This window comes from Salinivibrio sp. ML290 (assembly GCF_001995695.1).
In the GTDB taxonomy this organism is placed as follows: Bacteria; Pseudomonadota; Gammaproteobacteria; order Enterobacterales; family Vibrionaceae; genus Salinivibrio; species Salinivibrio siamensis.
This window is the reverse complement of record NZ_MUEY01000001.1, coordinates 365,879-377,799: the sequence shown is the minus strand read 5'-3', so window position 1 is coordinate 377,799 and position 11,921 is coordinate 365,879. Positions and strand designations below refer to the sequence as shown.

At 52.2% G+C, this 11,921-nt stretch carries 11 protein-coding genes; 4 read left to right on the top strand and 7 right to left on the bottom strand.

Going from position 1 to position 11,921, the window contains the following annotated elements; genetic code table 11:
* The first annotated feature begins 126 nt into the window (after nt 1-126).
* Nucleotides 127-981 carry a MurR/RpiR family transcriptional regulator gene (locus BZG23_RS01815; protein WP_046073477.1) on the top strand — a complete coding sequence of 285 codons (855 nt, stop codon included), beginning with the start codon at nt 127-129 and terminating at the stop codon, nt 979-981.
* Between the two features lie 157 nt (nt 982-1,138).
* On the top strand, nt 1,139-2,584 hold the full coding sequence (gene pyk / locus BZG23_RS01810; protein ID WP_077605959.1) for a pyruvate kinase: 1,446 nt from the start codon (nt 1,139-1,141) through the stop codon (nt 2,582-2,584).
* A 134-nt stretch (nt 2,585-2,718) separates the two neighbouring features.
* Here pyk and BZG23_RS01805 read toward each other — a convergent pair whose 3' ends face one another.
* The 7 genes from BZG23_RS01805 to pspA all read right to left on the bottom strand — a co-directional run bounded on the left by BZG23_RS01805 (nt 2,719) and on the right by pspA (nt 8,964).
* Nucleotides 2,719-3,342 carry a GNAT family N-acetyltransferase gene (locus BZG23_RS01805; protein ID WP_227486489.1) on the bottom strand — a complete coding sequence of 208 codons (624 nt, stop codon included), beginning with the start codon at nt 3,340-3,342 and terminating at the stop codon, nt 2,719-2,721.
* Nucleotides 3,323-4,864 (bottom strand): transcriptional regulator TyrR, encoded by a 1,542-nt coding sequence (tyrR, locus tag BZG23_RS01800; RefSeq protein WP_046073479.1) that lies wholly within the window; start codon nt 4,862-4,864, stop codon nt 3,323-3,325. Before tyrR ends, BZG23_RS01805 begins: the two co-directional genes overlap by 20 nt.
* Before the next feature lie 318 nt (nt 4,865-5,182).
* A complete protein-coding gene (locus BZG23_RS01795; RefSeq protein ID WP_077605958.1) occupies nt 5,183-6,205 on the bottom strand; it encodes a YcjF family protein in 1,023 nt (340 codons plus the stop codon).
* 11 nt (nt 6,206-6,216) lie between these two features.
* Nucleotides 6,217-7,608, bottom strand: a complete 1,392-nt coding sequence (locus tag BZG23_RS01790) for a YcjX family protein (protein ID WP_077605957.1) — start codon at nt 7,606-7,608, stop codon at nt 6,217-6,219.
* Between the two features lie 50 nt (nt 7,609-7,658).
* Complete coding sequence (pspC, locus tag BZG23_RS01785) at nt 7,659-8,048, bottom strand: envelope stress response membrane protein PspC (RefSeq protein ID WP_077579243.1); 390 nt, start codon at nt 8,046-8,048, stop codon at nt 7,659-7,661.
* On the bottom strand, nt 8,045-8,275 hold the full coding sequence (pspB, locus tag BZG23_RS01780; RefSeq protein ID WP_046073483.1) for an envelope stress response membrane protein PspB: 231 nt from the start codon (nt 8,273-8,275) through the stop codon (nt 8,045-8,047). The genes pspC and pspB overlap by 4 nt, the downstream gene beginning before the upstream one ends.
* A gap of 20 nt (nt 8,276-8,295) precedes the next feature.
* On the bottom strand, nt 8,296-8,964 hold the full coding sequence (pspA, locus tag BZG23_RS01775; RefSeq protein ID WP_046073484.1) for a phage shock protein PspA: 669 nt from the start codon (nt 8,962-8,964) through the stop codon (nt 8,296-8,298).
* Between the two features lie 209 nt (nt 8,965-9,173).
* Here pspA and pspF point away from each other — a divergent pair, with 209 nt between their 5' ends.
* Together pspF and sapA are read left to right on the top strand one after the other, a co-directional pair.
* Nucleotides 9,174-10,169: a phage shock protein operon transcriptional activator gene (pspF, locus tag BZG23_RS01770; RefSeq protein WP_077605956.1), complete on the top strand. Its 996-nt coding sequence runs from the start codon at nt 9,174-9,176 to the stop codon at nt 10,167-10,169.
* Nucleotides 10,170-10,299: 130 nt separating this feature from the next.
* Nucleotides 10,300-11,919, top strand: coding sequence for an ABC transporter substrate-binding protein SapA (gene sapA / locus BZG23_RS01765; protein ID WP_046073486.1), 1,620 nt, complete (start codon nt 10,300-10,302; stop codon nt 11,917-11,919).
* Nucleotides 11,920-11,921 lie beyond the last annotated feature (2 nt).

Genomic DNA, 11,921 nt, shown 5'->3' with positions numbered 1-11,921 from the left:
TAGACTATCTGTTACTAAACGGCAGTCAAAAGCCGTGGTGAATGACGCACTTAACACTTCATTGATGCTCGCTCTCATCGAGCGACAGTTTTTTAACTTTGGTCTTGAACGTAAGCGGTAACTCAGATGAATACTCTGGAAAAAATACAAAAAAATCTTGAAAACTTCAGCAAATCTGAAAGAAAAGTTGCTGAAATCATTGTCGCCTCCCCTCAAACCGCTATTCACTCGAGTATTGCGACTTTGGCAAAGATGGCTGATGTGAGCGAGCCAACGGTTAACCGTTTTTGTCGTCGCCTAGATACCAAAGGCTTCCCGGACTTTAAACTTCACTTGGCACAAAGCTTGGCCAACGGCACCCCGTATGTGAACCGCAACGTTGAAGAGAACGATGGTGCGGATGCTTACACGGCGAAGATTTTTGAGTCAACCATGGCCTGTTTGGATGTAGCGAAAAACAGCATCGACACGCACCAAATTAACCGCGCGGTCGACATGCTAACCCAGGCGAAAAAAATCGCCTTTTTCGGGTTGGGCGCATCCGCATCGGTCGCGCATGACGCGCAAAACAAGTTCTTCCGTTTTAACATTCCGGTGGTGTGCTTTAACGACATCGTGATGCAACGAATGAGCTGTATTAACTGTAATGATGGCGATGTGGTGGTGATGATTTCACACACAGGGCGTACCAAAAGCTTGGTTGATGTGGCTAATTTAGCGCGTGAAAACGGTGCCACTGTTATCGGCATCACGCAACGCGACTCGCCGCTAGATAAAGTGTGTTCCCACACCATCCAGCTCGATGTGCCGGAAGACACGGACGAATATATGCCAATGGCAAGCCGGGTCGTGCAAATGACGGTTATCGACGTGCTAGCAACAGGCTTCACGCTTCGCCGTGGCCCAGGATTTAGAGATAACTTGAAGCGTGTCAAAGAAGCCATTCGCGATTCACGCTTTCATAAAGAATCCCTGACCTAACTAAAAGGAGTGCGTTGGCACTCCTTTTTTGTGTCATCTTTTCGACGTTTTTGATGCGCTACACTGATGTCAGCATGTCGTCGAATCCAGACTTGGCGGTGATGTTGCCCTTTCTGCACTATCCCTTAAAACATCACCCTGTATATAGGAGTTAATCATGTCTGCAAAACTGAGAAGAACGAAGATTGTTACCACATTAGGCCCTGCCACCGACAAAGACAGTGTGTTGGAGTCAATTATTGTCGCCGGTGCTAACGTCGTTCGCCTCAACTTCTCTCACGGCAGTGCGGAAGACCATATTAAACGCGCCGATCAAGTGCGCGCGATTGCGGCGCGACTTGGCCGCCACGTGGGTATTTTGGGTGATTTGCAAGGTCCTAAAATCCGTGTTTCGACCTTTAAAGACGGTGCCATCACTCTCTCCGTTGGCGATAAGTTCACGTTAGATGGCGAGCTCTCGCCTGGCATGGGCGACCAAGACGCGGTCGGCCTTGATTATAAAGCCCTGCCTCAGGACGTCACCAATGGCGATATTCTGCTGCTCGATGATGGCCGCGTACAGCTCAAGGTACTGGCGGTTGAAGGGGCCAAAGTGCATACCGAAGTCACGGTAGGCGGCAAGCTCTCTAACAACAAAGGGATCAATAAAAAAGGCGGAGGCCTGTCTGCCCCTGCACTGACGGAAAAAGACAAGCAAGACATTCTGACTGCCGCCAAAATTGGCGTCGACTTCTTAGCGATCTCCTTCCCGCGCAACGGCCAAGATATGCACTATGCCCGCTCTTTGGCGCGCGACGCTGGCTTGGATGCGCGTTTGGTGGCCAAAGTAGAACGTGCCGAAACCGTGGTTAGTGATGAGAGTATCGACGACATTATTGAAGCGTCTGATGTGGTGATGGTGGCGCGCGGTGATCTTGGTGTGGAAATTGGCGACCCAGAATTGGTTGGGGTACAAAAGCAGCTCATTCGCCGCGCGCGCAGCATGAACCGTTTGGTGATCACCGCCACCCAGATGATGGAATCAATGATAACCGCACCAATGCCCACCCGTGCAGAGGTCATGGACGTGGCCAATGCCGTGCTCGATGGTACCGATGCGGTGATGCTATCAGCAGAAACAGCCGCGGGTCAGTATCCACTGGAGACGGTACGCTCAATGGCCGAAGTCTGTATCGGTGCTGAGAAGATGCCGTCGGTCAATATCTCAAACCACCGTCTCGACCGTCAGTTTGATAGCCAAGAAGAAACTGTCTCTATGGCCACCATGTATGCGGCAAACCATATGAAAGGCGTCAAAGCCATGGTGTCGCTGACCGAATCGGGCCGCACAGCCTTGATGATGTCACGTATTTCATCCGGTAAGCCGATTTTCGCGTTATCGCGTCATGAACATACGCTTAACCGTGCCGCACTCTATCGTGGTGTTACCCCGGTGTATTTTGACAGTGACAGCGGTGCCGGCTTGCAAGTGGCGGAGCGCGCCCTGCAAACCTTAAAAGAAGGTGGCTTTTTGGCCGAGGGAGACCAAGTGATCATGACCCAAGGCGATCAGATGGAAGTGATTGGCTCGACCAACACCATGCGTGTGCTGACAGTGAAATAGCCGTGCTCTCACGCCTGCTATGTAAATAACTCGCGGACAAAACGCATACTAGAAACGCAAAAGGCGACCTAATCGGGTCGCCTTTATTATTGCCTTGTGGGTGACTGCTGGAGCATCCGTGAGACGGTCGCGGGTCAGGCCGGTTTAGGTCGCCAGTGCGGATTGATGTGCGCCATTAGAATATGATCTTCCCATCGGCCATTAATCAACAAGTAATCACGCGCTCGGCCTTCATATTCAAACCCCACTGCCTCTAGCACCTTGGCACTACGCTGGTTACACGGCATGTAGGAAGCACACACACGATGGATATGGACGTTATCGAATAGCCACTGATTGGTCGCGGCGAGCGCTCGACGCATGATTCCTTGTCCTTGTGCCGCTTCATCTAACGAGTAGCCCACGGTGCACGAATAAGATGGGTATTGCATCACACTGGTATAAGAAATCACCCCTAACACGTGAGGCGAATCTTGCTTGGCGATCAAAAAATAATAAGCCAGCTGATGCTTTTGTAACTCCATCAACTGCAGCACGCGCCGCTTCCATCCCTGTTCAGTATAAAAGCCCGCCGCACGCTCAGGCTCCCAAGGGGCGAGAAAATCACGGTTGCGCTGAAAGTATTGCACCACCCGGGTCACGTCCTCGTGACTGATGGCATCTATGCGTAGCTCATCAACGGACAAACGCGGGAAGTGGCTCACTGACGTCTGATACATGCTGGCTTCCGGCATCGGCTTACTTTTTACCAATCCCATAGTCGCGCAGTTTATTGGCAATCGCGGTGTGCGAGACATCCAACCGTTTAGCCAGCTTGCGCGTTGAAGGGTAGCTTCGATACAGGTTATGCAAAATCCCCGACTCGTAACGCTTCATGATTTCATCTAACGAGCCATCCATCGACTCTTCACTCATAAACTGAGTGTTTTCAATTTCTGGCAGTTGGACGTCATCAATCGTCATCACTTCTGCGTCAATTTGGGTCATCGCATGAAGCAACACATTGCGTAACTGGCGGATATTCCCGGGCCACGCGTAGTGGGTAAGATAGTCCGCCAACGCCTCATCGATGCGCGGCTTGGATTGCCCTAAATCGGCAGCAAATTGTTTGACGAACAGTTCTGCAAGCGGCATCACGTCGGCCGTTCGCTCTCTAAGTGGTGGGACAGTGAGCGATAACACATTGAGACGATAGAAGAGATCTTCACGGAACTGATGAGCTGCCACCAGCTCAGGCAAGTTTTTCTGTGTTGAACAGATCACTCTTACATCCACCTGCATCTCGCGTTCTTCCCCCACGCGGCGGAAGGTACCATCTTGCATAAAGCGCAATAGCTTCACTTGCAGGTGGCGGCTCATTTCGCCGACTTCGTACAAGAATACCGTGCCGCCATCCGCTTGCTCTAAGATGCCTTTTTTGGCGCTACCGCCTTCTTCGGCGGCCGCCATACCAAACAATTCGGTTTCAGCGGCGTTATCCGGCATAGAGACGCAGTTAACGAGTAGGAAAGGTTTGTCTGCGCGCAAGGAGTGACGGTGGCAGGCACGCGCTATCATTTCTTTACCTGTGCCCGTTTCGCCTTGTACTAAGAGAGGTGCATCCAACATCGCCAGCTTTTTCGCTTGGCTAATAAGCTGCTTAAACTTGTTTGACTGACCCACAAGATGATCAAACCCGTGATCGCTCGGGGTACGGAACACAGTTTGCGAGGTGTTATTCATCGCCACCTGCTTGAGCTGCACCACCGCACTCACCAATACAGGCTGCTCACTTTCGTCATTGATGTGCACTGGCATCACTTCCATGAGGAAGTCGAGCCCAGCCATTACCACCATACGACAGCTTTGGCTGGCTTCTTCTTTTTCCAGCCAATGGGCAAACTGAAAGTCAGGAAACACGCTGTTTGCATGTTCATCGATAAGCTGGTGTTCACTCGAGCCAATCAAGTCTTGCGCCGCCTTGTTGGCCATATCAATGTAGCCATCGAGGTTAATCGACACCACAGGATCGGTCAGGCTTTCAACTAACGCTCGCAACTCTTTATGTTCACGCTCAGCCGGTAAGAATTGTACTTTGCGTACGTCGGTGACCCCAGAAATGAGTCGAATTTCTGACATCAACTGGCTAAAGGCGTCGAATTCAATTTCCGGACAGTTGAGGTATATGATCCCGACCTGGTCAATTTCAATACCACGCAGGTCGATGTCGCGGCGCACCAGAATATCGAGGAGTTCGCGGGTAAGCCCGATCCTATCTTCACAACAGACTTTCAGTCTCATAATGGATTCCTGTAACTTGACAGTGATACCCAATACTGGCAGCAAGCCTTTTTGCGATGAGTACCCTAAAACTATGCCCGCTTCAACGGGTTACTGAAGCATTCATCGTCGCGGCTGCATGCGCTGCATTAGCTGTCAGGATAAGTTGACACTGAAGCGGAGTTTGAGCGGGTTGGGGGGAACAGTCAAGCCCTGATGCGATTTTTGCCTTACGCCGTCACGTTTGTAGCACAGAGAACACGCAATTAACTCACTGATTATTCAATGAATACCAATGTGGCTGGTAAGTCTACCTACCAGCCACCTTACCGGCGTGGACTATGACGCGTCTTGTTGACGCTTCCCCACTAGCCGCTTTACCAACTCACGGCGAAGTTGTGACAGGCTAGGCGCGGCTTGACCATGCCAAGGCAGTGGCCGCATGAGTGTCATGGTTTTAAGCCCCAACCGCGCGGTGAGCAGGCCAATGCCGAGCCCCTGCGCCACCCGGCCTGATACTCGGCCAGCGATATTGACGGACAACACATCAAAGCCCACATCGGTCATCGCCTCACTGGCACCCGCTAGCGCCATGTTAGTGAGCACCATTTTCAGTAGGCGAAAACGTGCTTTAACGCCCAGTTGGATCCCGTAGATCTGCGCGATACGCGTCATCAAATGAAAATTACGCCAAGCAACCAACAACATGTCTGCCGCCGCCAACGGGCTCACCGCTACCATGAGTGCCGCCTCTTGCGCGTGCTTGGTTACCAGGTCACGCGCCGCTTTATCTTGCGCACTCAGTACTTGCTGCTCATAGAGACTCAGAATTTCACTGTCGTTATGTGTGGCCGCCAGTTGCTGCTGCCAGTTGGCAAAGGCTGCCGTTTGGGTCTGCCCGGTTTGCTCAGCCAATTGCTGACAAAACCGCTCTCCTTGCCCGACCGCATCACTGCTTAGCAGCTGTTCCGCTTGCTCCCGCACGGCTTCACGCTGAACCAAACGACGCATCGCCCGCCATTCTTTGCCCAGCATCACCAGTCCGGTTGTGGCAACCGCGACTAGCAGACCCTGCCAACCCAGACTCAACCAATCTCGTTCGAGCCAGCTTTGATAGACGCTGTCCGCCGATTGCCACACGGCGAGCAGCACAGTCACCAATAGCAAAAATGGCCACACGCGGCGACGTTTACGTGGCGAAGGCCTTAAGGTCGCATCAAGATCCGCATCCCACTCTTCACTCGAGACAGGGGTAAAATCGGTTTCCGATTCGAATTGGGTTCCTTGTTGTAATTGGCTTTCCGTGTCACGTTCTACGTCCACATTTTGTGCAAAGGTTTGTTTTGGCTTGTAGTGCGTCATAGCGCCCTCGCTTATCGAAATTTATCACCCAGCAAGTAATCCAGTGCCTTATCCATACGAATGTGCGGTAACGGCGCATCCAGTGGGGCTTGCTGAGGACGGAAAGAGGGAAAGTCAAATCCTTGCGCTTGCCAGAATGTTTCATCAGGTAGCTGCGCTGGCACATCGCCGGGATACAGGGTGACTGGCGAGTTGTCTGCAAGCACACCTTTTAGCGCACTCTGGCTATCGCCTTTTACCGTGACATAGCCTGGTGTGGTGGCTTCAATCGCGGCCACACTTTGACAACGCATATCAATGCCCTCAAACGCGGCTTGCTGCCACGCCTGATGAACGATTTGTTGTAATAAGCTCACCATATTTGGGTGTTGAACGGGCGTCACATGATCAGCTTTAGTGGCCGCAAACAATACCTTGTCAATCCGTGGTGAAAACAGCCGTTTCATCAGCCCTGACTTGCCATATTTAAAACTTTGCATCAGCTGCTCAACGGCAAGACGCATATCGTGAAATGCCGCCGGCCCTGCATTCAGGGGCTGCAACGTATCCACCAGGATCACTTGCCGGTCTATTTTGGCAAAATGCTCGCGGTAGAACTTGGCGACCACGTGCTCGCAATAATAGTCGTAGCGCGCTTTTAGCACCCCGTAATTCGAGTCTTTCCCGGCTTTGGCTAGGTCGTGTTCATTTTGGCTACCAACCCAAGGGAAGAATTGCACCACGGGCGCGCCCGCTAATTCACCTGGCAGCACAAATCGACCAGGCTGGACCCAGTGCAAGCCATCATGTGCTTTGCATTGGTGTAAAAACGCCGTGTAGTCTTCAGCAATTTCCGCCAGCCTTTTTTCATCAGCAGGGGCAAACGGGTCAAGAGCCGCTGCCTTAGTTGTCCAAGTGGAGGCCAGCTCGCCCCGACGGCCGGTGAGTAGCCCAGCTTGTTTGGCCGACCATTGCGAGTAGGTTTGGCTTAACAAGGGTAAATCGAGCAGCCACTCCCCGGGATAATCGACAATATCCACGTATAGCGTGGCCATTTCGTTGATCGCTCTCAGGGCAGCCGACTGCGGTCGATAGCGCACCGCAAGGCGCACTTCACTGACATCACGTGTCGGCGACGGCCATACTGGCGGAGTTTGATGAAGCGCTTGCATAGCACTGTCGTAGTCAAAGGCTGGCAGGTGCATATGCGGGTGGGGTTCACGACGTGCGCCCAGCCCACGCCCCTGTTGCACCAGTGACATCAGCGGTAAGTTAGGCTCTGTGCCCAAATGCGTCAATTGATTGATAAGAGAGGTAATAAAGGCGGTTTTACCCGCACGAGAAAGACCGGTCACCGCGAGGCGAACATGACGGTCAGCCCCACGGCTCACCCACTGCTTCACGCGCCTTTTCACTGATGGCATAGGTTGATATGGCTCCTAGTTGGCCAAGCTGCCCAAACAGGGCAGCGAGGTTAGAGTTTTTTGAAGGCTTGGTCGACGTTAAAGGTCGATGAGGTTACATACGCTTCCATGTGCGTCACCTTGTCTTCCATGTGACTAAACTCGCGGTCGAGATCCGCGATCAATTGGCTGGCAGACTTCCCTGATTGCCAAGGTTTTTGCTTCACTTGATGGTCTTGCTGCGCGGCACTCGGCTCTTGACTCACCTCTGACGGCTTTTTATCCAGGATCAGTACCGCCGCGATATAAGCGACCACCACAAAGAACCCAAAACCGAGTAAAAATGCCGAGACAGTCAGGATGCGCACTAACCAGGTTTCCATGCCAAAGTGATTGGCAAGCCCGGCGCACACCCCTGCGATGCGGCCATTTTCTGGATCTCTGTACAAGGTATTACTCATGCGCGTTGCCTCCAGTGAGGGGCTTCTGCATCCAGTAGACGCTCTAGGTTATCCACCCGTGCCTGCAGCTTTTCGGCACGCTGAGCCAATTGTTGCAGTGTTTCGTAATCTTGCCCACTCAAGCCTTGCGCCACTTGTCGCTTACTGCGGTAATGCAGAAATAACCACAATGGGGCGACAAACAGCAAGAAAATCGCCAGTGGGAAACCAAGAAATAATGATGACATGTCCGCTCCTTGAGGTATCGTTACGATTGATTGTCTTTCATTTTAGCTTTCAAAGACGCCAGCTCTTTTTCAATCTCGTCTTGCGCTTGTAAGTCAGCGAACTCGTCTTCTAGGCCTTTTCCTTTGCCCATTTGATAACTGTCTGCTTCCGCTTCTAGTTCGTCAATACGGCGCTCATATTGTTCAAATTTCGCCATTGCCTCATCGGCACGCCCACTGCCGAGGTGACGGCGCACATCACGGCGATTGCCTGCTGTTTCACGACGAATCGTCAATGACTGCTGACGCGCGCGTGTCTCGCTTAACTTGGTTTCTAATGCCGCAATTTCGCCGGCAAGCTTCTCTACGCTTTCATTAATCAGCGTCAGCTCTTCGTCCAGCGCGACTTTAACATCATGCGCTTTTTGCTTCTCAATCAATGCGGCGCGAGCCAGGTCTTCACGATCTTTTTGCAATGCGAGTGAGGCTTTGTCCTGCCACTCTTGGATCTGACGCTCGATGTTTTCAATTTTGCGCGCCACTTCTTTTTTATCGGCTAGCGCTTTTGCCGACGAGGTACGCACCTCAACGAGGGTGTCCTCCATTTCTTGAATGATCAAACGGATCATTTTTTGTGGATCTTCTGCCTTGTCTAACAATGCGTTGACGTTAGCATTCACAATATCAGCAAAACGCGAAAAAATTCCCATCATAGACTCCTTAATACGCTTCCTCGTTGATGAGCCCTAGAGTTAAGGCCAGTGGCGCGTTAACCCGTGGTACTCGGCTCTGACACACTCAATAGAATTCAAATCCCATGCCAACTTTTAAGGTGTTTATTTTCAATAGGTTAAAACAGATTGCGTTAAATTGAGAAAAAGGCCATGATGAAGAAAACCACTATTTGGTAAAAATCGCCATGCGTGAACAAGACAATTTACTGGGTGAATCGGACCGTTTTCTCGCCGTGTTGGATCATGTCAGCCAACTGGCACCGCTTAACCGTCCTGTTCTGATTATGGGTGAGCGCGGCACGGGGAAAGAGTTGATTGCACAGCGTCTTCATTATCTCTCCGCCCGTTGGTCACAACCACTAGTGAGCTTAAACTGTGCGGCGCTCAGCGAAGGGTTGATCGACTCAGAGTTATTCGGGCATGAAGCCGGTGCCTTTACCAGCGCCAAAGGCCGGCATGCGGGGCGCTTTGAGCGAGCAGAAAGCGGTACCTTGTTTTTAGACGAGATAGCGACCGCGCCATTAGGTGTGCAGGAAAAGCTGCTACGCGTGATTGAATATGGCGAATACGAGCGTGTTGGCGGCACATCTCCTCTGCGTGCCGATGTGCGTCTTGTCTGTGCAACGAATGAAGATTTACCCGCCCTTGCCAAACAAAACGCTTTTCGTCCCGATTTGCTTGACCGGCTGGCGTTCGATGTCGTTCATCTCCCGCCACTTCGTGAGCGTCAGCAAGATATTTTGTTGTTAGCTGAGCACTTCGCGATGAAAATGGCCGTGGAGCTTGGCTATTCGCTGTTTGCTGGCTTTTCGGCACAGGCTCAATCTCAACTTCTCGCTCACACCTGGCCAGGTAATGTGCGCGAGTTAAAAAATGCGGTTGAGCGCGCCCTCTCTCGCCACAATGATCCTAGTACACCCATCGACACGATATGTTTAGACCCTTTTTCACCACCTTGGCGCACAGCGGATGCCGAGGCACCTGTGCCCATTGAGAGAGAGGCATTGCCGTCATTGCCCCTAGACCTTCGCCAGTGGCAAACCACGCAAGAACACGATTTGGTCACAGCGGCCCTGTCACAAGCCAACTATCATCAGAGAAAGGCCGCGCAGTTACTCGGCCTGAGCTACCATCAATTCAGGGGATTGCTGCGAAAACATCATGTGGGGCAAACCGACTGACGCAACGTGTACGTGCATAGGTACACTCCGCACGCAAAGAAACATCAGATAGCCCCTACTTTGCTTGGTGGTAAAGCCGTTTCAGTGGTAGATTACGGGGTTTACTTTGATAGCTGATTTTACTTGGTTTATGCGCGTTTTTTTCCAGTATTTGATCCTGGGTGTGAGTGGTCTGCTCCTTGCAGGTTGTGACGCTGCCAGCGATCAACGTGCGGCCGACAATCGTGGCTTTGTGTTTTGCGGCCCTGGCCAGCCTAACACCTTCAACCCTCAGTTGACCGATGGCGGCCTCACGGCTGATACCTTGTCGAGTCAGCTTTATGACCGTCTGCTGCGACTCAACCCCGAGACGTACCAACCCGAGGCGATGCTGGCGAAAAGCTGGCAGGTGAGTGATGACGGTAAAACCTACACCTTCTCTCTGCGCCGTGGCGTGGCATTTCATCGCAGTGTCAAATTCACCCCCTCACGCTACCTCAACGCAGACGATGTCGTGTTTTCCTTTCGTCGCCTTATTAATCCACGCCATCCTTTTCATCGCATTTCCGGTGGTCAGTACCCGTGGTTTGATAGCATGAACTTTGGCGGCTTGGTGACCCAAGTTAAAGCGCTCGATACCTACCGCGTCCAATTTACACTCTCTCGGCCCGATGTCTCTTTTCTCTCCACGTTGGCCACCAACTTTTCGGTGATCCTTTCAAAAGAGTATGCTAACCAATTACTGGAAGCGGGTACGCCAGAGAAGCTCGATACCTATCCGGTTGGTACCGGCCCGTTCGCGCTAGCTGAGTATCAACCGCGAGAGTTTATTCGACTACGCCGCCATTGGCAGTATTGGCAAGGCCCTGCGCCGATGGAGCAGGTGGTGTTTGATGTTTCCACGCGCGGCACAGGGACGCTTGCGAAAATGCTGACGGGCGAGTGTGATGTGCTCGCCTCTCCGGTTGCGAGTCAGCTTCCCGTGGTTGTCGGTGATGAACGCTTCAGTTTGTCGTCGCAAACGGGCATGAATGTGGCTTTTATCGCCCTCAACACCCGTCATCCTGCGCTTTCGGAAGTGGAAGTGCGTCAAGCGATTAATCTTGCGATTGACCGGGGAGCCCTGCTCAGTTCGGTCTATTATGGCACGGGCGCGCCCGCCACCAGCTTGCTTCCGCCTATGTCATGGGCTTACGATCCAAACCGAAAAACTCAGCACGACCCCAAACTGGCCGCAGCACTCCTTGCCAAAGCAGGCTATCGCCATGGCTTTAGTGTCGATTTAACCGTGCCGCTAAAACCGACCGCGTTTAATCCCAGCCCACGTAAAACCGCAGAACTAATCCAAGCGGACTTGGGTGAAATTGGCATCGACGTCAATATTATTCCGGAAAAAACGGTTAATCGCACGTCCATTCGCCAAGGTGATGATAGCCACGATATGGTATTAACCGGATGGGTAGCCGACAACGGCGATCCCGATACGTTTTTACGTCCCTTGCTCACCTGCAACGCGAAGTTTACCGGTTGGAACATTTCTAATTGGTGTAACCGCTTTTTTGACCAAACACTGAATCAGGCGATCGCCACGGACAAGATAGCCAAGCGCAAGGCGTTGTATCAGGCCGCTCAGACGATTCTCGACCGTCGCATGCCCGTTATTCCGCTCGCCCACGGTATTCAACATCAAGTGCGTGATGCTAGCCTGACGGGGCTCACGATGACGCCCTTTGGCGCGGATAGTTTCGCCGATGTGTCGCGGGAGCACTAACT